This is a genomic window from Pseudomonas antarctica (assembly GCF_900624995.1).
Classification (GTDB): domain Bacteria; phylum Pseudomonadota; class Gammaproteobacteria; order Pseudomonadales; family Pseudomonadaceae; genus Aquipseudomonas; species Aquipseudomonas antarctica.
On sequence record NZ_UYXQ01000001.1, the window covers coordinates 289707 to 316643 of the forward strand.

At 59.2% G+C, this 26937-nt stretch carries 22 protein-coding genes and 1 pseudogene; 10 read left to right on the plus strand and 13 right to left on the minus strand.

Annotated elements, in window-relative coordinates; genetic code table 11:
- The first annotated feature begins 1 nt into the window (after position 1).
- From E0F99_RS01350 to E0F99_RS01365, 4 genes are read left to right on the plus strand one after another with little or no spacing between them, the layout of a single operon-like run.
- Positions 2 to 1300: a phosphatase PAP2/dual specificity phosphatase family protein gene (locus E0F99_RS01350; RefSeq protein WP_083356013.1), complete on the plus strand. Its 1299-nt coding sequence runs from the start codon at positions 2 to 4 to the stop codon at positions 1298 to 1300.
- Entirely contained in the window at positions 1290 to 1733 is a 444-nt protein-coding gene (locus E0F99_RS01355; RefSeq protein WP_083356012.1) for a hypothetical protein, read from the plus strand. The genes E0F99_RS01350 and E0F99_RS01355 overlap by 11 nt, the downstream gene beginning before the upstream one ends.
- 9 nt (positions 1734 to 1742) lie before the next feature.
- Positions 1743 to 2363, plus strand: a complete 621-nt coding sequence (locus E0F99_RS01360; RefSeq protein WP_083356011.1) for a lysophospholipid acyltransferase family protein — start codon at positions 1743 to 1745, stop codon at positions 2361 to 2363.
- 1 nt (position 2364) lies between these two features.
- Entirely contained in the window at positions 2365 to 3297 is a 933-nt protein-coding gene (locus tag E0F99_RS01365; protein WP_083356010.1) for a phosphatidate cytidylyltransferase, read from the plus strand.
- A 53-nt stretch (positions 3298 to 3350) separates the two neighbouring features.
- On the opposite strand, the gene E0F99_RS01370 is transcribed toward E0F99_RS01365, so the two are convergent.
- Positions 3351 to 3833, minus strand: coding sequence for an Lrp/AsnC family transcriptional regulator (locus E0F99_RS01370; protein WP_016978705.1), 483 nt, complete (start codon positions 3831 to 3833; stop codon positions 3351 to 3353).
- 127 nt (positions 3834 to 3960) lie between these two features.
- Between E0F99_RS01370 and E0F99_RS01375 the strand changes: the two genes are divergently transcribed.
- From E0F99_RS01375 to E0F99_RS29950, 5 genes are all read left to right on the plus strand, one after another.
- On the plus strand, positions 3961 to 4590 hold the full coding sequence (locus E0F99_RS01375; RefSeq protein ID WP_083356009.1) for a LysE family translocator: 630 nt from the start codon (positions 3961 to 3963) through the stop codon (positions 4588 to 4590).
- Between the two features lie 77 nt (positions 4591 to 4667).
- A complete protein-coding gene (locus tag E0F99_RS01380) occupies positions 4668 to 10475 on the plus strand; it encodes an alpha-2-macroglobulin (RefSeq protein WP_083356008.1) in 5808 nt (1935 codons plus the stop codon).
- Positions 10456 to 12753, plus strand: coding sequence for a penicillin-binding protein 1C (pbpC, locus tag E0F99_RS01385; protein WP_083356007.1), 2298 nt, complete (start codon positions 10456 to 10458; stop codon positions 12751 to 12753). Before E0F99_RS01380 ends, pbpC begins: the two co-directional genes overlap by 20 nt.
- Before the next feature lie 231 nt (positions 12754 to 12984).
- The gene (gene tnpB / locus E0F99_RS30365) at positions 12985 to 13188 is read left to right on the plus strand and encodes an IS66 family insertion sequence element accessory protein TnpB (RefSeq protein WP_083356006.1); all 204 of its coding nucleotides are present in this window, start codon (positions 12985 to 12987) and stop codon (positions 13186 to 13188) included.
- A gap of 19 nt (positions 13189 to 13207) precedes the next feature.
- Positions 13208 to 13393, plus strand: a complete 186-nt coding sequence (locus E0F99_RS29950; RefSeq protein WP_165447598.1) for a hypothetical protein — start codon at positions 13208 to 13210, stop codon at positions 13391 to 13393.
- A gap of 447 nt (positions 13394 to 13840) precedes the next feature.
- Here E0F99_RS29950 and E0F99_RS01395 read toward each other — a convergent pair whose 3' ends face one another.
- The gene (locus tag E0F99_RS01395) at positions 13841 to 14896 is read right to left on the minus strand and encodes an aspartate carbamoyltransferase (RefSeq protein ID WP_232000118.1); all 1056 of its coding nucleotides are present in this window, start codon (positions 14894 to 14896) and stop codon (positions 13841 to 13843) included.
- A gap of 529 nt (positions 14897 to 15425) precedes the next feature.
- Between E0F99_RS01395 and E0F99_RS01400 the strand changes: the two are divergent.
- Positions 15426 to 15578: pseudogene (locus tag E0F99_RS01400) on the plus strand (IS630 family transposase); the annotation flags it as partial.
- Positions 15579 to 15914: 336 nt separating this feature from the next.
- Here the strand turns inward: E0F99_RS01400 and glmS are convergent.
- The 11 genes from glmS to atpB all read right to left on the minus strand — a co-directional run bounded on the left by glmS (position 15915) and on the right by atpB (position 26927).
- Positions 15915 to 17747, minus strand: a complete 1833-nt coding sequence (glmS, locus tag E0F99_RS01405; RefSeq protein ID WP_083356004.1) for a glutamine--fructose-6-phosphate transaminase (isomerizing) — start codon at positions 17745 to 17747, stop codon at positions 15915 to 15917.
- Positions 17748 to 17757: 10 nt separating this feature from the next.
- Positions 17758 to 18528 carry a DeoR/GlpR family DNA-binding transcription regulator gene (locus E0F99_RS01410; protein WP_173667136.1) on the minus strand — a complete coding sequence of 257 codons (771 nt, stop codon included), beginning with the start codon at positions 18526 to 18528 and terminating at the stop codon, positions 17758 to 17760.
- A gap of 226 nt (positions 18529 to 18754) precedes the next feature.
- Positions 18755 to 20122 carry a bifunctional UDP-N-acetylglucosamine diphosphorylase/glucosamine-1-phosphate N-acetyltransferase GlmU gene (glmU, locus tag E0F99_RS01415; protein WP_083356003.1) on the minus strand — a complete coding sequence of 456 codons (1368 nt, stop codon included), beginning with the start codon at positions 20120 to 20122 and terminating at the stop codon, positions 18755 to 18757.
- Between the two features lie 123 nt (positions 20123 to 20245).
- Positions 20246 to 20662, minus strand: a complete 417-nt coding sequence (locus E0F99_RS01420) for a F0F1 ATP synthase subunit epsilon (RefSeq protein WP_083356002.1) — start codon at positions 20660 to 20662, stop codon at positions 20246 to 20248.
- A gap of 44 nt (positions 20663 to 20706) precedes the next feature.
- A complete protein-coding gene (gene atpD / locus E0F99_RS01425) occupies positions 20707 to 22086 on the minus strand; it encodes a F0F1 ATP synthase subunit beta (RefSeq protein WP_083356001.1) in 1380 nt (459 codons plus the stop codon).
- Between the two features lie 27 nt (positions 22087 to 22113).
- Complete coding sequence (gene atpG / locus E0F99_RS01430) at positions 22114 to 22974, minus strand: F0F1 ATP synthase subunit gamma (RefSeq protein WP_083356000.1); 861 nt, start codon at positions 22972 to 22974, stop codon at positions 22114 to 22116.
- A 50-nt stretch (positions 22975 to 23024) separates the two neighbouring features.
- Positions 23025 to 24569: a F0F1 ATP synthase subunit alpha gene (atpA, locus tag E0F99_RS01435; protein WP_083355999.1), complete on the minus strand. Its 1545-nt coding sequence runs from the start codon at positions 24567 to 24569 to the stop codon at positions 23025 to 23027.
- Between the two features lie 21 nt (positions 24570 to 24590).
- Positions 24591 to 25127 (minus strand): F0F1 ATP synthase subunit delta, encoded by a 537-nt coding sequence (locus E0F99_RS01440; RefSeq protein WP_130908684.1) that lies wholly within the window; start codon positions 25125 to 25127, stop codon positions 24591 to 24593.
- Between the two features lie 12 nt (positions 25128 to 25139).
- The gene (locus E0F99_RS01445; RefSeq protein ID WP_083355998.1) at positions 25140 to 25610 is read right to left on the minus strand and encodes a F0F1 ATP synthase subunit B; all 471 of its coding nucleotides are present in this window, start codon (positions 25608 to 25610) and stop codon (positions 25140 to 25142) included.
- Between the two features lie 56 nt (positions 25611 to 25666).
- Positions 25667 to 25924 (minus strand): F0F1 ATP synthase subunit C, encoded by a 258-nt coding sequence (gene atpE, locus E0F99_RS01450; RefSeq protein WP_002555987.1) that lies wholly within the window; start codon positions 25922 to 25924, stop codon positions 25667 to 25669.
- A gap of 133 nt (positions 25925 to 26057) precedes the next feature.
- The gene (atpB, locus tag E0F99_RS01455; protein WP_017736231.1) at positions 26058 to 26927 is read right to left on the minus strand and encodes a F0F1 ATP synthase subunit A; all 870 of its coding nucleotides are present in this window, start codon (positions 26925 to 26927) and stop codon (positions 26058 to 26060) included.
- Between the last annotated feature and the right edge of the window lie 10 nt (positions 26928 to 26937).

A 26937-nucleotide genomic window follows, 5' to 3' on the forward strand; every position in this document is an offset into this window, starting at 1 on the left:
CATGCGCGAACCCGGTTTATTGAAACCTGCAGTCCTATGGCTGTTGCTGTTGGCACCGCTGTTTTTCAGCACCTACGGCTTCGCCACCTGGGTCACCAGCCAGCGCAGCGACGTCGGCACGCTGGTGTTCGGCTGGGAAACCCATATGCCGTTCTGGGCCTGGACCATCGTGCCCTACTGGTCCATCGACCTGCTCTACGGCTTTTCGCTGCTCTTACCCACTAGCCGCCATGAACTGAAACAACACGCGCTGCGCCTGCTGACCGCCCAGGTGATTGCCGTGAGCTGCTTCCTGATCTGGCCGCTGCGCTTCACGTTTGAGCGGCCGGAGCTGGATGGCGTGTTCGGCTGGCTGTTTGCGGTGCTGGCGGGCTTCGACAAGCCGTTCAACCAGGCGCCATCGCTGCACATCGCATTGCTGGTGATCCTGTGGATCATGTACCAGCGCCACAGCCAAGGCGTGTGGCGCTGGGTGGTGCACGGTTGGTTCGCGTTGATCGGTATTTCGGTGCTGACCACTTATCAACATCACTTTATCGACTTACCCACAGGCGCCCTCGCCGGCTGGGTTTGCGTGTGGCTGTGGCCGTTGGAACACCCGAGCCCGCTGCTGAATGCGCGGCTTACGCGGGATAGAAAACGCTGGCGGCTAGGCGTGCGCTACGGCCTGGGCGCCTTGGCCTTGGTGATTCTCGCGTTGGTGCTCGGCGGTGGGTGGCTATGGCTGCTGTGGCCAGCGGTTTCCCTGGGGTTGATCAAGGCCAATTACTTCGTACTCGGCGCGCCGGGCTTTCAGAAACGCGCCGACGGCACACTGACGCCTGCCGCGCGCTGGCTGTATGCGCCCTACTTGGCGGCGGCGTGGGTCAACTCACGCCTGTGGACACGTAAACATCCACAGCCGGACCGGGTTGTGGATAACGTTTGGTTAGGGCGAATCCCCACGGAGCGTGAGCAAGGTTCATTCAAGGCCATCGTCGATCTGTGCGCCGAATTACCGATTAATCCACAAAACCGCTCGTATGAATGCATTCCCGTGCTGGACCTGATCGCGCCGACACCCGCCGAATGCCTGCAAGCCGCCCAAGCCATTGAACGCCTGCGCGCAAGCGGGCCATTATTGGTGTGTTGCGCCCTCGGGTATTCACGCAGCGCCACCGCCGTGGCCGCATGGATGCTGCACAGCGGGCGCGCCGCAACGGTGGATGAGGCACTGGCTATTATTCGTACAGCGCGGGCCAACGTGGTCTTGCATCCCGCTCACCGTGAAGCTCTGGAGGGCTTAGCCCATGCCCGCTGATATGGAACTCCAAGTGGTTGCCAGCCTGCTGCGTCGCGGCCGCTCGCTGGATCAGTTATCCACACGCCTGACGCTGCTCGGCGTGTTATTCGGTCTGGCTCAGTTGCTGCTGGCGAGCATTTCGCCGATCTGCCTGCTGCTCAGCCTGTGGATGATTGTCCTCGGGCTGCTGCAAAAGTACTGGGCGCTGCGCGTAGCCTTCGATGCCGACTTATTCGCCTTGCTGGCGCGTGACACCGAGCGCACCCCGGACCTCGACCACGCCCTGCAAACCCTTGGCCTGCAATCGGCCAAACGCGTCGGCCGGCCGTGGACCGAACGCCGTCGCGGCGCCCTCAAACTGCTGCGCAAGCAAGCCTGGCTGTTGGGCGCGCAAGTATTGCTGACCCTGGCCGTGATCCTCGCCAGCCCTTGGCTACCTTTCGCCGGATAAGGAATTCCCATGTTCGAACCCGTGGTTGCCACGCTGATAACCTCGATGGCCCGCACCGTCACCGGCGCCCGTAGCCTGTGGCTGGGCTGCGCGCCGGTGCCGGTGCAACGCATCTACTTCGCCAATCACAGCAGCCACGGCGACTTCGTCCTGTTGTGGGCGTCATTGCCGCAAAACCTGCGCAAATTCACGCGACCGGTCGCCGGCAGTGATTACTGGAACAAGAGCGCACTGCGCCGCTACATCATCAACCGCGTGTTCAATGGCGTGCTGATTGATCGCGAGCGTAAAGACCCCGTGGATAACCCATTGCAGCCCATGCTCGCCGCCCTTGAGAGTGGCGACTCGCTGATTATCTTCCCCGAAGGCACACGCAATCTGGACGACGGTTTGCTGCCATTCAAAAGTGGCCTGTATCACCTGGCGAAAAGTTACCCACAGGCCGAACTGGTCCCGGTGTGGATCGCCAACCTTAACCGAGTCATGCCCAAGGGCCGCGTGCTACCGCTGCCTCTGCTGTGCACCACCAGCTTCGGCGCGCCGCTGCAATTGGAAGATGGCGAAGACAAAGCCGCCTTCCTCGCCCGCACCCGCGACGCCCTGCTCGCCCTTGCCCCGGAGCCTGTCTGACATGGATAGCCAAACCCTGATGTTGTTTGGCGGGATCGGCGCCATCCTGGTGCTCGCCTCGCTGATCGGCCTGATCCTCAAGCTGCGCACCCGTGGCACGCCGAATGCGGTGATCGACAACCTCAACGCCCGCATCAACGCCTGGTGGGTGATGGTGGTGGTGATTGGCATCGCCTTCTGGCTGGGCACCGGCGCGGTGATCCTGCTGTTCTATGCGGTGTCGTTCTACGCCCTGCGCGAATTCCTTACCCTCACTCCCACTCGCCGCAGCGATTACCCGGCGCTGGTGGCCGCGTTTTACTTGGCGTTGCCAGTGCAATACCTGCTGATCTACTCAGACTGGTATGGGCTGTTCTCGATCTTCATCCCGGTGTACGTGTTCCTGCTGCTGCCGATCCTCGCTTCGCTGGGCGGCGACAGCACGCACTTCCTGGAACGCGCATCGAAGGTGCAATGGGGCCTGATGATCGCCGTGTTCTGCGTGTCGTTCGTACCGGCCCTGCTGACCCTCGACATCCCTGGCTACGAAGGCCGCAACCTGTTGCTGATCGCCTACCTGGTGATCGTGGTGCAACTGTCGGACGTGCTGCAGTACGTGTGCGGCAAGCTGTTCGGCAAACACAAGATCGCGCCCAACCTGTCACCGTCCAAAACCGTCGAAGGCTTTGTTGGCGGGATTCTGCTGTCCTCCCTGATCGGCGCAGCGCTGTGGTGGACCACGCCGTTTAACCCGTGGCAGTCGTTCTTGATCGCGCTGCTGATCAACCTGCTCGGGTTTGCCGGCGGCATTGTGATGTCGGCGATCAAGCGCGACCGCGGCGTGAAGGATTGGGGGCATATGATCGAAGGGCACGGCGGGATGCTGGATCGGCTGGATTCGGTGTGTTTTGCCGCGCCGATTTTCTTTCACCTAGTGCGGTACTGGTGGACCTGACCCCACCGAACACAAGCCAGCTCCCACATTGGTTTTTGGGTGTTTTCAAGGCCTCAGCCTGGCAAATGCCCCAGCGGCAAGGCGCCTGGGGTTTTCACGGTCTGGATCGCGAAGTTGCTGCGGATATCCCTCACGCCCGGCAGCTTCAACAGGCTCCCAGTAACAAACCGCTCATACCCACGCAAATCCGGCACCACCACCTGCAATAGAAAATCCGACTCGCCCGACACTAAAAAAGCCGAGATCACCTCGGGCAACGCCGTCACCGCCTCACGAAACGCATTCGCCTCGGTGTCGTTATGCCGTTCCACCTTCACGCCGACAAACACCATCATGCCCAAGCCGACTTCATCGCGATCCAGCGTCGCCTGATAGCCGCGAATCACCCCGGCCTCTTCCAACAGGCGCACGCGCCGCAAGCAGGGTGAGGCAGACAGGCCGATCTCATCCGCCAGTTGTACATTGCTCAGGCGCCCGTCCCGCTGCAGGGCTTCAAGAATCTTGCGGTCAAACGCATCGAGTTTTAGATTTGGCATAAATGAATGGTCGTTGGCTTTATAAGTGGCAGATAGTGCCAAGACTAGACGCTTTTCTAGCTGACTACGCAAGCACCTGCCTCACCCTCCCGCCCTAGAATTAGCCGACAATTTAAGGGGGTGAAACATGGCGCAGCTCTGGTTATTTTTGGTGGCGCTGTCGGTGGTGTATCTGCTGCCGGGGCCGGACATGATCCTGCTGCTGCAAACCGGCGCACGCCAGGGCAAGGCGTTGGCGCTGACCACGGCCATCGGTTTGGGAATCGCCCGGGCGTGCCACGTGGCGTTGGCGGGCATGGGGCTGGCGACCTTGTTCAAGGTGGCACCATGGACCTTTGATGTGGTGCGCCTGGGCGGTGCGGCCTATCTGTTATGGCTGGGCGTGCAATGCCTGCGCGCCAATATGCTGCCAGCGCTCGAAGCCTCTCACGGCGCCCCGCCAGCCCATGCCTGGCGCGCGGCCTTTCAACGCGGCCTGCTGACCAATCTGCTCAACCCCAAGGCGCTGTTGTTCTGCTCGGTGCTGATGCCGCAATTCATCAACCCGCAAAGCGGCCCGGTGGCGGCGCAATTTGCGTTGCTGGGCGTGATCCTGGTGGGTGTCGGTTTCGTCTTCGATTGTTGCTACGCCCTGGCCGGCGCACGCATCGGCCGCTGGCTGGCACGTAATCGCTCGGCACAACGTATGCAGCAGTGGTTATTCGGCAGTCTGTTGATCGGTTTTGCGCTGCGTCTCACTTTTGTGCAGCAAGCCTGAGCCCTGCGGTGTATCCACGTCATCTTTTGTATCAAAGACGCTGTAAGATACGCCGCACTTAGCCAGGGATGCTCACCATGTTCGATACGTTGAAAGCGATCAGCCGCCGTTTTCTCAGCCTGTTAACCACTGTGGTGAGTGCCCTGTTCGGCCAATGGCAACCGCCATCCTGGCTGCGTGCTATCGGCCATGGCCTGGCGAACCTGGGCCGCAAGGCCCGCGCTTACCCGCGACAGGCTGGCGCCGGGGTGTTGGCGCTGGTGTTGCTGGCCGCCGCCGGCTTCTATGGCTGGCATTGGTATTCGAACCTGCCGCAGCCGCACACCGTGGGTTATTCGCTGCACAAACCCAACCTGACGGATTACACCCAGCAGCCGCCGGTTGTGGATAACGTGCAGGTGCGTTTCGCTGAATCCGTGGCCCCGTTGGCGGCGATGGGTAAAACGGTTACCGAAGGCATCACGCTCAAGCCCACAGTGGCGGGCGCCTGGCGCTGGTCCGACGACCGCACCTTACTGTTCGTGCCGGAAAAAGACTGGCCCATCGACACCCATTACACGCTGGATCTGGCGAAGAAAAACCTCCTGGCCGATGGCGTGCTGCTCAGCCAGTACAGCAGCCAGTTTTCCACCCAGCCGTTCCGCGCCACCCTGACTCACAACGAGCTGTACCAAGACCCATCCAACCCGACGCTGAAACAGCTGGTGGCGACCTTCCACTTTTCCCACCCTGTGGATGAAGAGAGCCTGCGCAAGCGAGTGTCCGTGACCCTCGGCAAAGGCCTGGCCTACCGTGACGCGCAGCTGCCTAACCGCCCGGAAATCACCTTCGACGACACCAAGCTCAACGTCTACGTACGCTCCGCCGCCCTGGCCACGCCGCTGGAAAGTACGCCGGTCAGCGCCAAGCTTGATGAAGGCATCAAGGCCCGCGAGGGCGGCAATGCCAGCAACGCGCCGCTGGTGGCGGAAGTCACCGTGCCCGGCCGCTATCGCCTGACCTTTACCGGCGCCGAGGTCAGTTTTGTGGATAACGAACGCGGCGAGCCGGAGCCGGTACTGATGTTCAGCAGCTCCAGCGCCGTGGCCGATGACACCATCGCCGGTAAGGTGCAGGCCTGGCTGCTGCCGGAAAAAGCCCAGGACGACACCCGCCCCTACACCAGCAACGACATCGACGACGCAATGCTTGCCCGCAGCACCAAGGTCAACCTGACCCACGTGCCCAGCGTCGAGCCGCTGAACACCCTGCACGCCTTCAAGTTCAAGGCACCGGCTGGCCGCGCGCTGTATGTGCGCGTGCCCGCCAACCTGGAAGCCATCGGTGGCTACCTGGCGAAGAATCCTACGACGTCCTTGATCAGCATGCCGGCGTATCCGCGCACGTTGCAGTTCCTGTCTGACGGCGCCTTGCTCAGCCTCAACGGCGAAAAACGTCTGGGCTTCATGGCTCGTGGCGTGCCCGGCGCCCACGTGGAAATCGCCCGCCTGCTGCCCAACCAGCTGCAACACCTGGTGGACCAGAGCAGCGGCAGCTTTGCCCGACCGAATTTCGGCAATGAATACTTTGATCGGATGGTTGAGCGTCAGTCGCTGGATATCCCGCTGTCGTCCAATGACCCAGCGAAAACCGTCTACGACAACATTGACCTGAGCCACTACCTCACCGCCAACGGCGGGCGTCGCGGCATTTTCGTGCTCAAGCTCAGCCCACAGGATGACCCGGCCCCGCGTACTTTCGAGTACGACCGCAGCAGCACCAGTGACCTGCGTTTTATCGTGGTCACCGACTTGGGCATCATCGCCAAGCGCGCAAGCGACGGCAGCCATGATGTGTATGTGCAGTCGATCGGCAATGGTTCGCCGGTGGCTGACGCGCAAGTCGACATCATTGGTCGCAACGGCCTGCCGGTGAGCAATGGCCGCACCGACACCGAAGGTCATGTGCATTTCGCCAAGCTGGATGAACTTCGCCGCGAGAAAACGCCGCTGATGTATGTGGTCACTCGCGGCAATGATCAGTCCTTCCTGCCGATTGCCCGCCAGTCCCAGCAACTGGATCTGTCGCGTTTCGATGTAGGCGGTTTGGAAGAAGACGGTGCGATTGATCGCCTCAGCGCGTACCTGTTTACCGACCGTGGCCTGTATCGCCCGGGCGAGACGGCGCACGTGGGCATGATCTTGCGCAGCGGCAACTGGAAAGGCGCCCTGCAAGGCCTGCCGGTGGAGCTGCAAATCACCGACCCGCGTGGCCTGGAGGTGATTCGCCAGCCGCTGAAGTTGTCCACCAGCGGTTTTGAAACCTTTGACTTCCCCAGCAGCGAAGTCGCCCCCGCCGGGGATTACACCGCGACCTTGCAACTGATTGGCCAGAAAAACACGCGCATCGACCTGGGCAACGTCAGTTTCAAGGTCCGCGATTTCGAGCCGGACCGCATGAAGGTCAGCCTGAGCCTGCACGAAACGCCGGTGTTGGGCTGGATCCCACCGGACCAGGTGGTGGCCAAAGTCACCGCAATGCACCTGTTCGGCGCCCCGGCGTCCGGCCGCCGGGTCACGGCGAAGATGTCCCTGAGCCCGACGCTCGCGGCCTTCGACCGTTATCCCGATTACCGCTTCCGCCTCAACGATTCGCTGGAAGACGCCAGCACCGAAGACCTGGCCGAAACCACCGTCGACGACAACGGCCAGGCGGTGCTTGACCTCAACTTGCAACGCTTCGCCAACAGCACCTATCGCCTGCAAGTGATGACCCAAGTGTTCGAGGCCGAAGGTGGCCGGAACGTGGCGGCGCAAAGTGCGCTGCTGGTGTCGTCCGCGCCGTATCTGGTGGGCGTGAAAAGTCAGGACTCGCTGTCGTACGTCGCCAAAGACGCACCGCGGCAGGTGCAGTGGCTGGCCGTCGCGCCGGACCTCACGCCACTGGCGGTGAACGGCCTGACCACCGAAGTGGTCGAGCACCGTTATGTGTCGGTGCTGGTGAAACAGTCCAACGGCACCTACAAGTACGAGTCGCGCATCAAGAACATCAGCCAGCCGGCCTCACCGCTGACGATGACCAAAGACGGCGCCAAGCAGACCCTGAGCACCGGCACGCCGGGTGATTTCACCCTGCAACTCAAGGATGCCAATGGCAACCTGCTCAACCAGATCGACTACAGCGTGGCCGGGCGTGGCAACACGTCGCGCTCCCTGGAGCGTAATGCCGAATTGCAATTGCGCCTGGATAAACACAGCTACGCCAGCGGTGATGAAATTGCGATCAGCATCCGCGCGCCGTACACCGGCGCCGGTTTGATCACCATCGAGCGCGACAAGGTTTACACCCAGCAGTGGTTCAAGGCCGACAGCACCAACAGCGTGCAACATATCCGCGTGCCTGCAGGGCTTGAGGGCAATGCCTACGTGAACGTGCAGTTTGTGCGGGACATCGGCTCGTCCGAGGTTTATATGAGCCCGCTGTCCTACGGCGTGGTGCCGTTCAGCATTAACCTGGATGCCCGACGCATGGCGCTGAAGGTTGAAGGCCCGGCGAAAATTGAGCCGGGGCAGACCTTGGACATCAAGGTCACCGCCGACCGCCCAGGCCGTGCGGTGGTTTACGCAGTGGACGAAGGCATCCTGCAAGTGGCGCGCTACCAGACACCGGACCCGTTAGGCTTCTTCTTCCAGAAGCGCGCGTTGGAGGTCGGCACCAGTCAGATTCTTGACCTGATCCTGCCGGAATTCAGCCGCCTGCTCAGTGGGGCTGCGCCCGGTGGCGATACGGAAGGCGCCCTGGCCAACCACCTCAACCCGTTCAAGCGTAAACATCAGCCGCCTGTGGCCTGGTGGTCCGGGCTGGTGGACCTACCGGCCGGTGAAACCGTGCTGCATTACCAAGTGCCGGACAGCTTCAACGGCAAGCTGCACCTGTTTGCGGTGGCTGTGGATGCCGACAGCGTGGGTGTCAGCGAGGCCAGCACCGAGGTGCGTGGGCCGATCGTGATCACGCCGAACGTGCCGGCTTTCGTGGCGCCGGGGGATGTGTTCAATGTGAGCGCCGGGGTGTTCAGTAACCTCGATGCGGCGGCAGAGGTGAAGTTTGAACTGCTGACCAGCGACGGCCTCAACGTGCAGGGCAACAAGGGCAGCACCTTGTCATTGCAGCCGCGCAAAGAAGGGACCGCCGAATTCAAGATCAAGGTCGGCGAAACCCTCGGCTCGGCGGACCTGCAATTTATCGCGGTGCTGCCGGACGGCAAGCGTATTCAAGTCGCAGAAACCACCTCGATCCGCCCACTGAGCGAGCATCGCGTGGCCCTGAGCCTGGGACGCTTCGACAGCGCCAGCAAAGCGCTCAAACCAACGCGAGAACTGTTCAGCCAACTGCGCGACGTGCAGTTGGGCGTAGCGGCCTCGCCGCTGGTGTGGGCCAACGGCCTCAAGCATTACCTGGATGACTACGGCTACGCCTGCACCGAGCAATTGGTGTCCAAGGCCATGCCGGCGTTGATCTGGGGCGGCACGGCGCCAGAAGCCGAGCAAGCGTTCAGCAGCGCGGTGCGCATGTTGCGTCAACGCCAGAACCAAGCCGGCGGCTTCGGTTTGTGGGCGGCCAACCCGGATGTGGCGCCATACGCCAGCCTGTACGCCACCGACTTCCTGATCGAAGCCAAGGAACGCGGGCTGCCGGTACCGGAAGATTTGCTGGTGCGCTCTAATGCCTACCTGACGGACCTGGCCAACGGCCCGAGCGAAGGTCTGTCGGAATTGCGCAACCGTGCCTACGCCAGTTACTTGCTGAGCCGTCAGGGGATTCTGGTGAGCGGCGCCTTGAGCGATATCCGCGAGCGCTACGAGAGCTACTTCAAAGACACCTGGCAGAACGACCTGGGCGCCGCTTACCTGGCCGCCAGCTACAAACTGCTCAAGCAGGATCGCCAGGCCGATACGCTGTTCCGCAAAATCCCATGGCGCTCCCTTGTGGATAAGTGGGTCAGCGACGGCCTGTATTACGACCCGCTGGTGCACGACGCCGAACACTTGCACCTGCTGGCGCGGCATTTCCCAGAATTGCTCGACGATGTACCGACAGCGCTGCTGGATAAACTCGGCAAACGCCTTAACGAGCAACGCTACAACTCGCTGTCGGCCGCCCTGCTGCTGCGTGCCCTGGACAACTATGGCCAGCGCGCGCAGAACGACATGACCCTCAAGGCCACCGCCTGGCTGGGCGACAAGCAGCAGCAATTGCTGGAGATGGCCGGCCAGCCACCGCGCGCCGCCGTGCCGGGTGCCACGCAGAAGCTGGTGATGGAAAAAACCGACGGCCCGGCCGCGTTCTACATGCTCAGCGAAGCCGGTTTCGACAAGGGCGCCAAGCTCAAGCCGATCAACAATGGCCTGGAAATCATCCACGAATACCTCGACCTCAAGGGCGACCCCGTGAGCAAGGTGGCGGTGGGCGATGAGTTCCTGGTGCGCCTGCGTCTGCGCGCCACCGACCGCGACCAAGTGCAGCAAGTGGCCGTGGTCGACCTGCTGCCGGGCGGCGTCGAGCCTGTGTATAACTTGCCGCCGGAACCAGAGGCCGCAAGCGCCGATGAAAGTGAAGGCGACGATTCGGAGTACGTGGAAACCGCCGACGGTGATGAAACTGACGCCTGGCAAGCGCCCATCGGCGAAACCGAGCTGAGCAACTGGCAGCCGGACTACGTGGATGTGCGTGATGATCGAGTGGTGTTGTACGGCACCGCACTGCGCGACGTAGCCACGTTCGTCTACCGCGTGCGCGCCACCAACGCCGGCACCTTCAACACGCCACCGGCCTACGCCGAAGGGATGTACGAAACCACCCTGCAAGGGCGCGGCAAAGTAGGCCAGCTTGAAATTACCAAGCCTTAAACGCCTGACGCCGCTGCTGGCAACGGCGGCGGTGCTGGTGGGGTTGCGGCTATGGCCACATGCCCCGCTGGAACAGGCCGTGACCTCCTCGCGGGTGGTGCTGGCCGACGACGGTGCGTTGCTGCGCATGACGTTGGCAGCTGACGGCCAATACCGTTTATGGCTACCGCTTGCGCGCATGTCGCCTTCATTAGTCGAAGCCTTGCTGCTCAAGGAAGACCGCAATTTCTACTGGCACCCGGGGATCAATCCCCCGGCGCTGCTGCGTGCAGCCATAGCCACCTACAGCGGTGGCCAACGCCAGGGTGGCTCAACCTTGAGCATGCAATTGGCGCGGCGCCTGTGGGACTTGAACACCCGCCAAGTGCCGGGCAAGTTGCAGCAGATGGCCTTGGCGCTGTGGCTGGAAGCGCGTTACAGCAAGCACGACATTCTCGAGGCCTACCTGAACCTGGCGCCCATGGGCGGCAATATCGAAGGCGCCGAGGCGGCCAGCCGGATTTACTTTGGCAAGTCGGCGGCGCAGTTGTCGTTGTCTGAAGCGCTGGCGCTGGCGGTGATTCCCCAGCAGCCGGGGCGGCGCGCACGCTTTGGGCCGTCGCTGCAAAACGCGCGGCTACGCTTGATGGCCGACTGGCGTGAAACTTATCCACACGACCCACGCAACAACAGTTTGCTCGACTTGCCGCTGGAAGCGCGTAACCGTCAGCAGATCCCCTTTCTGGCGCCGCACCTGAGCGAACAGTTGCTTGCGTCACAGGCAGGTAACGAGCTCAACACCACCCTCAACCTGGCGCTTCAGCAATTGCTGGAGCGCCTGATCACCGGGTTTATCGCCGAACGGCGCAGCACCGGAGTGGAAAACGCCACGGCGATCCTGATCGACAGCCGCGACCAGAGCGTCAAGGCGCTGGTGGGCTCGGCGGATTACTTATCCACAAGCATTCACGGGCAGGTCAACGGCGTCTTGGCGCGGCGCTCGCCAGGCTCGACCCTCAAGCCGTTTCTGTATGGGCTGGCGCTGGATCAGGGCGTGATCCACCCGATGAGCATCCTCAAGGATTTGCCGAGTAACTTCGGCTACTTTCAGCCGGAAAATTTCGACGGCAGTTTTATCGGGCCGCTGACCGCTCGGGACGCCTTGATCCGTAGCCGCAACATCCCGGCGGTGTGGCTCGCCAGCCAGGTCAAGTCGCCTTCACTGTACGGCTTGCTGCAGCGCGCCGGCATCAAAGGCCTGCGCGGCGAGAGCCATTACGGCCTGGCCTTGGCGCTGGGCGGCGGCGAGATGACGCCGCAGGAGCTGGCGCAGCTGTATGTGATGCTGGCCGGCGACGGGCATTTGCGGCCACTGCGCTATTTGCAGGAACAGCCGCAATCTACCGGCCCCCAACTGCTCACACCGCAAGCCGCGTTTATGGTGCGCGACATGCTGCGCCGCAACCCACGGCCGGATGGCTTGCCGGGCCGCCATTGGCGCACCGCGTGGAAAACCGGCACCTCCTGGGGTTTTCACGATGCCTGGAGCGCAGGCCTGGTCGGCCCGTACGTGCTGGTGGTGTGGGTTGGCAACTTCGATGGTCGACCGAACCCTGCGTTTATCGGCGCCAAGACCGCTGCGCCGCTGTTCTTCCGCGTCGCCGATGCCCTCCCCCTGGCACTGCCCACGGTGGTGATAAAACCCGACAAGCCACCCGCCGGGCTGGTGCGCATTGATGTCTGCGCGGCCTCCGGGGAATTGCCCAACCGCTGGTGCCCGCAAACCCGCAAGACTTGGTACGTGCCCGGCGTCTCGCCGATACGTGTGTCCAGCCTGCACCGCCCAGTGCTGATCGACACGCGCACCGGCAAGGCCGCGTGCCCGCCCTTCGATGCGCAATACACCCGCGAAGAAGTCTTCGAATTCTGGCCCAGCGACGTGCAGCGCCTGTACCGCGCCGCCGGCCTGCCCCGGCGCACGCCGCCCAACGTAATGAAGAACTGCCAACCCAACCGTGTCAGCGATCAGAGCGAAGCGCCGCAGATACGCTCACCGTTAACTCAAGTGAGCTATCAGTTACGCCTGTCCCAGCCGCAGGAAAGTATCCCGCTGAATGCCAACGCGGCCAGCGACGCAACGACGCTCTATTGGTTCGCCAACCAAACGCTGATCGGCCAAGGCCCTGCGCAAACTACGCTGAACTGGCGACCGGGCAAGTCGGGGGAATACCGGTTACGGGTCAGTGATGATCAGGGACGTAGCGCGAGCCGGGGGTTGAAGGTGGAGTTTGTGCCGTGATCAGCCTAGAGCACTGAGTAAGCGCAACACGCGTGGCGAGCGGAGCTCGGGATGGGATGCGTAGCAGCCCCGGAACCAGACACTGAGGTCCATCAGAAAAACCTCAGCGTCTGGATGGGGCCGGGCAAATGCATCAGGACTCTGCCATGGCCGCAATGATCGGCTGGTGTCCCGCCAACTCATCGTAAGCACTGCATAAACCCGACGTTCAAAGCGCTTTGCTGATCCCGGATGCTGTGCTCCCGATTCCCTCAGGAGCCAGCTCGCCATGATGCCAAAGTCGAAAAAGTGTATCTGCATCCCAAACCGGTCGACTTCCGAAAATCCATCGACGCCTTGGCTGCGCTGGTCGAGTTGGATATTGAAGTCGCAGTATTGGACCCCGTTTTTTTCGTTTTCCTCAACAAGTCCCGCAACCGAGTGAAGCCTTTATAAGGCTCGATGGCTTTGACCTTTGGCCCAATCGCCCTCATCAAGTGTTGACGCGGCGATTCGTAGCCTGATTCGGTATATTCCGGGGCATGAATTCCTTGTCCGAAACCTTCCAGATGATCCCGTTCTGCTCAAGCAAATGCTTGGGCAGATGCTTGGGCAGATGCTCGACGAGCGTCAGTTGGATAAAGGAAAATTGTTCGGCTGACTAAGCTCGCCACCCACCTTTAAGTCGGTGGGGTTTCTGGAGCGCTTACCTAAGACCTGACCGACGGATACCTCGGTTAAAGCACACTGGGCGTGCATGCCGAAGTGAATCGGCCGAGGGTGTCGCGACCAGGAAGCGAATAGGAGGGAGACGTCTTGGGAAGACGTTCAAGAATTGGCGACCGTTTGAGTTAAAAACACGCCGATAAAGAATACGGCGTGCGGGTCACGAAGGTGGAAGCTGGCACTCCCCCTCACCCTGAACGTACCAAATAACTATAAATGGCCAATGCGTTGGGTTTAGGGATTGGCACGATCGGGAAGGGGACTAGCACTGGAGCTTGGTAGCATACCCGTGCAGTCGAAAGTGCCGTTGGGCAAAAAATTTATACAATGATCGGGTCCGTTATTACAGGTTCATAGATGATTGCCCAAGATAACGTAGACATCATTCGTGTAGCGTGAAGTGATCATTGGGCCCCATAAAATGCGGGGTTTTCCAAGTAGTATCACGCAATGAGCTTTGAATGTTCGACTCCACGCCCATTAGCACCGCAAACAGTGCCATTCGAATCGGTATCCCATTGTCGGTTTGTCGAAAAATGGCAAGTCTTGGATCGTTATCCAAATCCGTGCTCAAATCAAACGCTTCAGCGCGGCTGTCACGGGGCAGGGGGTGCATTACAATAACGCTGGGCTTGCAATATTTATCAATAAAACGCTTGTTAAGTTGTAACTCTGGAGAATAGTTATCGTCTTCACCCGCAGAGAACCGCTCTTTTTGGATGCGGGTGGCGTACACGATGTCTATGTCACGCACATTGTTGTCCAGCACACTGAACTGCTCAATGATATTATCGCCATTTGAAACTTCATCCAGAATATAACTGGGCATCTGCAAGGCTTTTGGAGCGATCAGTGTAAACTTAAGACCTTTATAAAGAGATAACAGTTTTATCAGTGAGTGGACCGTACGCCCATACTTTAAGTCACCGACAAGAGCGATATGCGAACCATTGATATCCTTACCCGAACGCGACAACTCTTTTATTATCGTGTAAAGATCGAGCAGCGCTTGACTGGGGTGTTCGCCGGGCCCGTCTCCGCCATTGATAACCGGTAGGTTAGTGGCTCTAGCAAACTCAGCAACCGCACCTTTTTCAGGGTGCCTTAATACAATCGCATCCACGTAACCACTGATCACGCGGCTGGTATCCGCGATTGACTCACCTTTCGCCATCGAGGACGTAGTAAACCCTGTTGTATCGCAGACGGCGCCACCCAGCCGACAAAATGCAGCCCCAAAACTAATACGGGTTCTGGTACTTGCCTCGAAAAAAAGATTCGCTAAAACAGCGCCCTCTAGAACTCTGCAAACTTTTTTACGACTGGCAACGGGCTTGAGTATGTCTGCATAATGAAAAAGAGCATTAACGCTCTCGAGTGTCATCTGACTAACAGACAAGAGCTGAGGTTTGTTTTCAGAAGAAATCAATAATGACATACTGAAGCTCCAGTTGAATTTTGACGATTGTAATTGATGAAAAACCTGCATGCAATGGCAGTAAGGGTGCAGATTTTATTTTCTGCATGCCCCGTGGGTGTGTAGGCGCCACTCACACCTCATTGCCTCGCACTTTACGTTCACCTCCGGCGCGGATTAATATTAACTTCTGCAGCCGTGGTATTTCACTAATAACCCAAAACAGTAATGTTTTGGCCTGTTCATTAATGCGCTGTTCACGTCGGGCCAAAGTATTAAATAGGTTATTACTTGTTCAGCCAGAAACACAGTTAGGCCCTGTGCGCGTACCGCGCGCGCTCACAAGAGGAAAAAGGGTACTTACGACCACGCCCCGTATATGGCGATGCGCTTGCCAGATTACTCCTGAGACTGAGACGAAACAAAGCGGCAAATCCGGATGTAAGCGGCCACACAGGGTCTGCCACCACCGTCAGCGTGACGGTCGTCGCGCCCGGGTGATCCTGTTGACCCGCGTTTTTTTCTAGACGCGGGGGTAAGTCCTCCGTGGTTCACTGCGCTGGATTATTTTCAGGGTCGCTTGATCAGTTCCATTAAGCGCCAACACTGGCATCAGGGATGTCTGGAATTTCTCAAGGAGATCAATCGCGAAACGCCCAAGCATCTTCAGCTGCATCTGATCGTCGACAATTACGCCACGCATTAGCATCCAAAGTGGAGTCCGTGAAGCCATGATTTTTCAGGCAAAAGTCCCAATGCGATGCTTTCTGCAGCCGTTGGTACGCACCAGGTCGAGGAGATGCTTGTTCAGAATGCTGAGGGTAAGTGGTTGTGATCCTGCAACACACTCGATATGCGTAGACGTTGGTATCAACCTGTACTGTTGAACGTGGGTGCCAGTTGGGCAGCGTATTTCGTAAGTGTCAAAATACTCACTCAGCCGGCATGTTCGGCTGGCCGGTTTAGCCCCGCATCCATTGAGCCCGTGGTGGCAGAAAATTTTGTCTGGCACCACGATCCGCCTCCACGCTGTGTCGTGCTACTCCACCGTCACCGACTTCGCCAAGTTACGCGGCTGATCAACGTCTGTGCCTTTAAGCACAGCGACGTAGTACGACAGCAACTGCAGCGGGATGGTGTAGAGAATCGGCGACAGGGTGTCGTGGATGTGCGGCATGTTGATGACGTGGGTGCCTTCGCCATTGGTCATGCCAGCTTTTTCGTCGGCGAACACAATCAGTTGGCCGCCACGGGCGCGCACTTCCTGCAGGTTGGATTTGAGCTTTTCCAGCAGTTCGTTGTTTGGCGCGACGGTGACCACCGGCATGTCATCATCCACTAGGGCCAATGGGCCGTGTTTCAGTTCACCGGCTGGGTAGGCTTCGGCGTGGATGTATGAGATTTCCTTGAGTTTCAGCGAGCCCTCCATCGCGACTGGGTATTGCGCGCCACGGCCGAGGAACAGGGTGTGGTTCTTGTCGGCGAACAGTTCGGCGACTTTTTCCACAGTGCTGTCCATGGCCAGGGCTTCGCCCAGGCGGGTCGGCAGGCGGCGCAGTTCTTCGACCAGCGTGGCTTCAACACCTTCGGCGAGGGTGCCGCGCACCTGGCCCAGGGACAGGGTCAGCAACAACAAGCCAACCAGTTGGGTGGTGAAGGCTTTGGTGGAAGCTACGCCGATTTCACGACCGGCCTGGGTCAGCAGGGTCAGGTCGGATTCGCGCACCAGCGAGCTGATGCTGACGTTGCAGATCGCCAGGCTGGCGAGGAAGCCCAGCTCTTTAGCGTTGCGCAGAGCGGCCAGGGTGTCGGCGGTTTCGCCGGACTGGGAGATGGTCACGAACAGCGTGTCGGGTTGCACCACCACCTTGCGGTAGCGGAATTCGCTGGCGACTTCGACCTGGCACGGTATGCCCGCCAGTTCTTCCAGCCAGTAACGCGCAACCATGCCGGCGTGGTAGCTGGTGCCGCAGGCGACAATCTGCACATTGCGCACTTTGGCGAACAGCTCGGCGGCTTGCGGGCCGAAGGCGTTGACCAGCACTTGATTCTGGCTCAGGCGGCCTTCCAGGGTGCGTTGCACCACGGATGGCTGCTCGTGGATTTCCTTGAGCATGAAGTGGCGAAATTCGCCTTTGTCGGCAGCTTCGGCGCCGTCGCGGTATTGCACGGCTTCGCGCTCTACGGAATTACCGTTGACGTCCCAGATCGCCACGCTTTCACGGCGGATGTCGGCGATATCGCCTTCTTCCAGGTACATGAAGCGGTCGGTGACCTGGCGCAGGGCCAGTTGGTCGGAGGCGAGGAAGTTTTCGCCCAGGCCCAGGCCGATCACCAGTGGGCTGCCACTGCGTGCGGCAACCACGCGGTCTGGCTGGCTGGCGCTGACCACAGCCAGGCCATAGGCGCCGTGCAGTTCCTTAACGGTAGCCTTGAGGGCGACGGTCAGGTCGCCGAGGTCCTTGAGCTTGTGGTTCAGCAGGTGGGCGATGACTTCGGTGTCGGTGTCCGAGGTGAACACATAGCCCAGGCCTTTGAGTTGCTCGCGCAGGACTTCGTGGTTTTCGATGATGCCGTTGTGCACCACGGCCAGGTCACCGGAGAAGTGCGGGTGCGCGTTGCGTTCGCACGGCGCACCGTGGGTTGCCCAACGGGTGTGGGCGATGCCGAGACGGCCGACCAGCGGCTCGCCGAGCAGGGCTTGCTCCAGCTCGCTGACCTTGCCCGGGCGACGCATGCGCTCCAGCTTGCCGGCGTTGGTGAAGACGGCCACACCGGCGCTGTCGTAGCCACGGTATTCCAGGCGCTTGAGGCCTTCAAGCAGGATGGCGGTGACGTTGCGTTCAGCGACTGCGCCTACAATTCCACACATGGTTTTTCTCCTAGATGATTGCCGCGCATATCAGCGTAATGCCGCGGGCTTGGATCTGGTCGCGGGCCTCAAGCGGCAGGCGATCATCGGTAATAAGGGTATGGACGCTGCTCCAGGGCAGTTCCAGGTTGGGGATCTTGCGGCCGATTTTGTCCGATTCGACCATCACCACCACTTCACGGGCGACCTCGGCCATCACGCGGCTAAGGCCCAGCAATTCATTAAAGGTGGTGGTGCCGCGCTGCAGATCGATGCCGTCGGCGCCGATAAACAGTTGATCAAAGTCGTAGGAGCGCAGCACTTGCTCGGCAACCTGGCCCTGGAACGAGTCGGAATGTGGGTCCCAGGTGCCGCCGGTCATGAGCAGCACCGGTTCGTGCTCCAGCTCGCTCAAGGCGCGGGCTACGTGCAGGGAGTTGGTCATCACCACCAGGCCAGGCTGATGGCCCAGCTCGGGGATCATAGCGGCGGTGGTGCTGCCGCTGTCGATGATGATGCGTGCGTGTTCACGCAAACGCATCACCGCTGCACGGGCAATGGCGCGCTTGTAGGCCGAGATGGGTTGGGCAGCGTCGCCCACCAACTCCTGGGGCATGGTGATTGCGCCACCGTAGCGGCGCAGCAACAGGCCATTACTTTCCAGAGCGGCCAAGTCCTTGCGGATGGTCACTTCCGAGGTTTCGAAACGCTTGGCCAATTCGTCCACGCTGACTTCGCCCTGTTCATTGAGCAAGGTCAGGATGTTGTGGCGTCGTTGGGGTGTATTTCGTTTCGACATGATGATCTTAAGTTTCGTTTCGAAAGATAACGAAGGTAATCAAAACCTATTGGCAGGAAATCGTCAAGCAGATCGAAAAGTCTTTTTGACACAACACTGAGCAAAATGTGGGAGCGGGCTTGCTCGCGAATGCGGTGTGTCAGTCAACTTTTCAGGGCCTGACCCGACGCTTTCGCGAGCAAGCCCGCTTCCACATTTGAACTGTGCTGATTTCGACTCTGTGGATAACTCAGGTCTTCTTGATTTTGACCGGGCGTTTCCAACCGTCGATGTTGCGCTGACGGGCGCGGGCCACCGCCAGTTGAGACTTATCCACATCCTGATTGATGGTGGAACCCGCAGCGGTGTTGGATCCGTCGCCGATGGTGACGGGTGCAATCAGCGAGTTATTCGAGCCGATGAATACGTCCTCACCGATCGTCGTCTGATACTTGTTCGCGCCATCGTAGTTGCAGGTGATCGCACCCGCACCGATGTTGCTGCGAGCACCGATGACCGCATCACCGAGATAAGCCAAGTGGCCTGCCTTGGCATCGTCGCCCATGCGCGCGTTTTTCAGTTCAACGAAGTTACCCACATGGGCCCTGGCGCCCAGCACGCTGCCCGGACGCAAGCGCGCAAACGGGCCGGCATCGCTGCCCTCGCCCATCACCGCACCGTCGATATGGCTGTTGGCTTTGATCACCACGCCTTTGCGCAGGGTGCTGTCCTTGATCACGCAGTTCGGGCCAATCACCACGTCGTCTTCGATGATCACACGGCCCTCGAGGATCACGTTGATGTCGATCAGCACGTCACGGCCCACGGTGACTTCACCACGCACATCGAAGCGTGCCGGATCGCGCAAGGTCACGCCTTGGGCCATGAGGCGTCGTCCTTCGCGCAGTTGGTAGTGGCGCTCAAGCTCTGCCAGTTGCTTGCGATCATTGGCGCCCTGCACTTCCATTGGGTCGTGGGGCTGCTCGGTGGCGACTAGCAAGCCATCACTCACGGCCATCTCGATCACGTCGGTGAGGTAGTACTCGCCCTGGGCGTTATTGTTGGACAGGCGGCTCATCCAATCAGCGAGCTTATTGGCAGGGACGGCGAGAATGCCGGTGTTGCCTTCGGTAATCGCGCGCTGCGCTTGAGTAGCGTCTTTGTGCTCGACGATAGCTGCGACCTTGCCGTCGGCGGTGCGCACGATGCGGCCATAGCCGGTCGGGTCATCCAGCTCAACCGTGAGCAGGCCCATCTGGCCGGGCACTACGTGCTTGAGCAGGCGTTGCAGGGTTTCCACTTCGATCAGCGGCACATCGCCGTAGAGGATCAACACGGTGTCGGCAGTGATGAACGGCACGGCTTGCGCGGTGGCGTGGCCGGTACCGAGTTGTTTGTCCTGCAACACGAAATTCAGGTCATCGGCGGCCAGGCGTTCACGCACCACATCGGCGCCGTGGCCAATCACCACGTGAATCCGCTGCGGGTCCAGTTGCCGGGCGCTGTGGATAACATGGCCGAGCATGGAATTGCCCGCGACCGGGTGCAGCACCTTCGGCAGTGCCGAACGCATGCGGGTGCCCTGGCCTGCGGCGAGAATGACGATTTCAAGAGACATGAATGGCTACCAATCCTGGGCGGTCCGGCTTCAGACCAGAGAAGTGTTTTGCTAAAAAAGAAAAAGGGTAGCCGAGGCTACCCTTTTTAATCAATCGCGCATGATGTACGACGGCGTAGCCGCTTACTTCTTGCGCAACTGCTGGAGCGTGCGCAGCTGAGCTGCAGCCTCGGCCAGACGTACAGCAGCAGCACTGTAGTCGAAGTCCGCGCCCTTTTCGTTCAGGGCCTTCTCGGCAGCCTTTACGGCTTCCTGAGCGGAGGCTTCATCCAGGTCGCCAGCACGTTGCACGGTGTCGGCAAGTACCTTGACCATGTTCGGCTGAACCTCGAGGAAACCACCAGAGATGTAAAACACCTCACGTTCCCCGCCTTGCTTGGTCAGCGTGATCGGACCTGGCTTCAAGCTGGTGATCAACGGCGCGTGGCCCATGGCAATACCCAGGTCACCGAGTTCGCCGTGTGCAATCACCATTTCTACCAGACCGGAGAAGATTTCCCCTTCCGCGCTGACGATATCGCAATGGACTGTCATAGCCATCTGATTGCCTCAACCTGATGAGCGCCCGTTGCCGGGCGCCGGGATTACAGTTTCTTGGCTTTCTCGATCGCTTCTTCGATGCCGCCGACCATGTAGAACGCTTGTTCTGGCAGGTGGTCGTAGTCACCGTTGAGGATGCCTTTGAAGCCAGCAATGGTGTCTTTCAGGGAAACATATTTACCCGAGGCACCGGTGAAGACTTCAGCCACGAAGAACGGCTGCGACAAGAAGCGCTGGATCTTACGAGCGCGGGATACCAACTGCTTGTCGGTTTCCGACAGCTCGTCCATACCCAGGATCGCAATGATGTCCTTCAGTTCTTTGTAACGCTGCAGCACGTACTGAACGCCGCGAGCGGTGTCGTAGTGCTCCTGGCCGATTACGTTCGGGTCCAGCTGGCGCGAAGTCGAGTCGAGTGGATCGACCGCTGGGTAGATACCCAGGGAAGCGATGTCACGGGACAGAACGACGGTGGCGTCCAAGTGGGCGAAGGTGGTCGCAGGCGATGGGTCAGTCAAGTCATCCGCAGGTACGTATACCGCTTGGATCGAGGTGATCGAACCTTCTTTGGTCGAAGTGATACGTTCTTGCAGAACGCCCATCTCTTCAGCCAGGGTCGGCTGGTAACCTACTGCCGAAGGCATACGGCCCAGCAGTGCGGATACTTCAGTACCGGCCAAGGTGTAACGGTAGATGTTGTCGACGAACAGCAGAACGTCGTTACCTTCGTCACGGAACTTCTCGGCCATGGTCAGGCCGGTCAGTGCTACGCGCAGACGGTTACCCGGCGGCTCGTTCATCTGACCGTAAACCAGTGCCACTTTGTCCAGAACGTTGGAGTCCTTCATCTCGTGGTAGAAGTCGTTACCCTCACGAGTACGCTCACCCACACCGGCGAACACGGAATAACCGCTGTGCTCGATGGCGATGTTACGGATCAGTTCCATCATGTTTACGGTTTTGCCTACACCGGCACCACCGAACAGACCGACTTTACCGCCTTTGGCGAACGGGCAAACCAGGTCGATAACCTTGATGCCGGTTTCCAGCAGATCGTTGCCACCAGCTTGTTCGGCGAACGAAGGTGCTGGGCGGTGAATGCCCCAGCGCTCTTCGGTGTCGATCGGGCCAGCTTCGTCGATTGGGTTACCGAGTACGTCCATGATCCGGCCCAGGGTCGCTTTACCGACCGGTACGGAGATGGCAGCGCCAGTGTCCAGAACATCCAGACCGCGCTTCAAGCCTTCGGTGGAACCCATTGCAATGGTACGAACCACGCCGTCGCCCAGCTGCTGCTGAACTTCCAGAGTGGTGCCTGCATCGCTTTGTACTTTCAAAGCGTTGTAGATGCTCGGTACGCTGTCGCGTGGAAATTCCACGTCGATGACGGCGCCGATGATTTGAACGATACGTCCGCTACTCATAGCTGGATCCTCTGAATATTTGAACCGTTAAACCGCGGCAGCGCCGCCGACGATTTCCGAGATCTCTTGGGTGATCGCAGCCTGACGCGCCTTGTTGTAGATCAGCTGCAAATCGCTGATCAGATCACCGGCGTTATCGGTAGCGTTTTTCATCGCGATCATCCGCGCCGCTTGTTCAGCTGCGTTGTTCTCGACCACCGCCTGGTACACCTGCGACTCCACGTAGCGCACCATCAAGCCGTCAAGCAGCTCTTTGGCGTCTGGTTCGTAGAGGTAGTCCCAGTGGTGCTTGAGTTCCTGATCCGGCGTCGCCACCAGTGGAATCAATTGCTCCACGGTTGGCTGCTGGGTCATGGTGTTGATGAACTTGTTGGATACCACGGACAGGCGGTCAATCCGGCCTTCCAGGTACGCATCCAGCATCACCTTCACACTGCCGATCAAATCATTGATCGACGGCTCTTCACCCAAGTGGCTGATAGCTGCAACGACGTTACCGCCGAAGTTACGGAAAAAGGCCGCACCCTTGCTACCAACAACACACAGATCGATCTCGACGCCGTTTTCGCGGTTTACCGCCATGTCCTTGACCAGGGCCTTGAACAGGTTGGTATTCAGACCACCGCACAAACCACGGTCACTGCTCACTACCACATAACCCACACGCTTAACGTCGCGGTCGATCATGAACGGGTGGCGGTATTCCGGGTTGGCGTTGGCCAAATGCCCAATTACCTGGCGGATACGATCCGCATAAGGACGGCTAGCAGCCATGCGCATTTGTGCCTTGCGCATTTTGCTGACCGCCACTTTTTCCATGGCGCTGGTAATCTTTTGCGTGCTTTTGATGCTCGCAATCTTACTGCGAATCTCTTTTGCGCCTGCCATGTAACACCTATCAGGTTAGCAAGCGGGAGCCTTGCGGCTCCCGCTGCGGCTTACCAGGTTTGGGTGGCCTTGAACTTCTCGATACCGGCTTTCATGCCAGCATCGATATCGTCATTGAAGTCACCCTTCACGTTGATCTTCGCCATCAATTCGGCGTGATCGCGGTTGAAGTAAGCAATCAGCGCTTGTTCAAAGCTGCCGACCTTGGTGATTTCAACGTCGGTCAGGAACCCACGCTCAGCGGCATACAGCGACAACGCCATGTCAGCGATCGACATTGGGGCGTATTGCTTCTGCTTCATCAGCTCGGTAACGCGCTGACCATGCTCAAGTTGCTTACGGGTCGCTTCGTCCAGGTCAGATGCGAACTGGGCGAATGCCGCCAGTTCACGGTACTGAGCCAGAGCGGTACGGATACCACCGGAGAGCTTCTTGATGATCTTGGTCTGAGCGGCACCACCCACACGGGATACCGAAACACCGGCGTTCACTGCAGGACGGATCCCGGAGTTGAACATGGCCGATTCCAGGAAGATCTGACCGTCGGTGATGGAAATCACGTTGGTCGGAACGAACGCGGAAACGTCGCCAGCCTGGGTTTCGATGATCGGCAGTGCGGTCAGGGAACCGGTTTTGCCGGTCACTGCGCCGTTGGTGAACTTCTCTACGTACTCTTCGGACACGCGGGATGCGCGCTCCAGCAGACGGGAGTGGAGATAGAACACGTCGCCTGGGTAAGCTTCACGGCCTGGTGGACGGCGCAGCAGCAGGGAAATCTGGCGGTAAGCCACTGCTTGCTTGGACAGATCGTCATAAACGATCAGCGCGTCTTCACCGCGGTCGCGGAAGAATTCACCCATGGTGCAACCGGAGTACGGTGCCAGGAATTGCAGCGCAGGAGATTCCGAAGCACTGGCAGCCACGATGATCGTGTTGGCCAGGGCGCCGTTTTCTTCCAGCTTGCGAACCACGTTGGCGATGGTCGATTGCTTCTGACCAATCGCTACGTAGACGCAGAAAATGCCGCTGTCTTTCTGGTTGATGATCGCGTCAATGGCCAGAGCGGTTTTACCGATCTGACGGTCACCGATGATCAGCTCACGCTGGCCACGGCCGACTGGGATCATGGCATCGACAGCCTTGTAGCCAGTCTGTACAGGCTGGTCTACCGACTTACGCCAGATCACGCCTGGAGCAACTTTCTCGACCGCATCGGTCTCGGTGTTGCCCAGTGGACCTTTACCGTCAACAGGGTTACCCAGTGCGTCGACTACGCGACCCAGCAGTTCCTTACCAACCGGAACTTCCAGGATGCGGCCTGTGCACTTGGCGCTCATGCCTTCAGCCAGACTGGTGTACGCGCCCAATACAACGGCACCTACGGAGTCTTGCTCCAGGTTGAGAGCCATACCGTAGACGCCGCCCGGAAACTCGATCATCTCGCCGTACATTACGTCGGCCAGACCGTGAATCCGCACGATGCCGTCAGATACGCTGACGACAGTGCCTTCGTTACGGGCTTGGGAGGTCACATCGAGCTTGTCGATGCGGCCCTTGATAATTTCACTTATTTCGGAAGGATTGAGTTGCTGCATTGCTCTGCTGCCCCTTCAAACTCAAAATTTCAATGCTTCGGCAAGATTCGCGAGTTTGCCGCGAATCGAGCCATCGATAACCAGGTCGCCGGCGCGAATGATGACACCACCAATCAGGGTGGCATCCTCCGCAACTTGCAGGCGCACTTCCCGGTCGAGTCGTGCACTGAGAACCTTGGCGAGTTTGTCTTGCTGTTCTTGGTTCAATGCAAAAGCACTGGTCACTTCAACGTCTACCGACTTCTCTTGCTCGGCCTTGTACAGGTCGAACAGAGCGGCGATCTCCGGCAAAAGCGGGAGACGGTCGTTTTCGGCAACGACGTGGATGAAGTTCTGCACTTTCACATCAAACTTGTCGCCGCACACGTCAATAAACGTGGCGGCCTTGTCTGCGCTCGTCAGTCGCGGGGCCTTGAGCACGCGCTGCATGGTGTCGTCTTGCGACACTGCTGCAGCCAGGCCGAGCATGGCTGACCAAGAGGCCAGCTGCTGGTGGGCCTGGGCGTGCTCGAAGGCTGCCTTAGCGTAAGGTCGGGCCAACGTGGTCAATTCTGCCATGATCGCCCTCGCTTAAATTTCAGCAGCCAGTTTGTTTACCAGCTCCGCGTGCGCGTTTTGATCGATTGTGGCACCCAGGATCTTCTCAGCACCGCCGACGGCCAGAGCACCCAGTTGGGCACGCAGCGCATCTTTGACACCATTCAGTTCCTGCTCGATCTCGGCCTGAGCCTGAACCTTCACACGGTCAGCGTCGATACGGGCTTTTTCAACAGCCTCTTCAACGATCTGATTACCGCGTTTCTTGGCTTGCTCAATGATTTCAGCTGCCTGTGCCTTAGCATCGCGCAGTTGATGGCCCGCTTTCTCTTGGGCCAACTCCAGGTCGCGAGCTGCACGAGTGGCAGCGTCCAGTCCATCCGCGATCTTCTTTTGACGTTCATGCAAAGCTGCGATGACCGGAGGCCATACGAACTTCATGCAGAAAACGACAAAAATCAAGAACGCTAAGGACTGACCAATAATGGTTGCATTAATGTTCACGCCAATACCTCGCTCGTTCGTTGCACAACACACCAATCACTCGAAAAAACGAGTGATTAACCGGCGAGTTGACCAACGAAGGGGTTCGCGAAGGTGAAGAACAGAGCGATACCAACACCGATCATGGTCACGGCGTCGAGCAGGCCGGCAACGATGAACATTTTAACTTGCAGCATTGGCACCATTTCTGGCTGACGCGCTGCGCCTTCCAGGAACTTGCCGCCGAGCAGGCCGAAACCAATGGCAGTACCCAGGGCGCCCAGGCCGATCAACAGTGCAACAGCGATAGCGGTTAGACCAACTACAGTTTCCATCTTTCCTCCCGACTTTTACGTCGTATGGTTTAGGTTTTTTAGATTTTAAAGCGGTAAAACAAATCGTTTCATAGCCCTGTTGGGCCACCTTCCCGTGTTACCGGGAAGGACATCAGACTAGTCGAGACTGGTCTTAATGGTTCTCTTCGTGCGCCATCGACAGGTAGACGATGGTCAGCATCATGAAGATGAAGGCCTGCAGGGTGATGATCAGGATGTGGAACACAGCCCACGCCCACTGCAGAACAATGCCAAGGCCGCTAAGCCAGAGCAGGCCGCTGCCAAACATCACAGCGATCAAAATGAACACCAGCTCGCCGGCATACATGTTGCCAAACAGTCGCAGGGCCAGGGAAATTGGCTTGGCGATCAGGGTCACGAATTCCAGCAGGAAGTTCACCGGGATCAGCAGGGCTTGAACAAAGATGTTCTTGCTGCCGAACGGGTGCAGGGTCAGTTCGCCGATAAAACCGCCGATGCCCTTGATCTTGATGCTGTAGAAAATGATCAACGCGAACACCGACAGGGCCATGCCCAGGGTAGCGTTCGGGTCAGTGGTCGATACTGCACGGAAGGGAATGTGCGGGTCGCCGGAGATCGCCATGGCCAACTGAGGAATCCAGTCCACCGGAATCAAGTCGACGGCGTTCATCAGGAACACCCAGACGAAGATGGTCAGTGCCAGCGGTGCAATCACCGGGCTTCGGCCGTGGAAGCTGTCTTTCACGCTGCCATCGACGAATTCGACCAATACTTCAACGAAGTTCTGCAAAGCACCTGGCTGACCGGAAGTCGCCTTCTTTGCCGCCATGCGGAAAATCAGGACGAAGATCAGACCCAATGCGACCGACCAACCCAGAGTGTCCAGGTGGAAAGCCCAGAAACCCATTTCTTTGGCTTCTGCTGCGGAGTGGGCGAAGCCCCAGCCGCCGTTGGGAAGCTGACCGAAGGTCAGGTTCTGCAAGTGGTGCTGGATATAGCCCGAAGCGGTTGTTTCTGCCATGGTTGCCTCA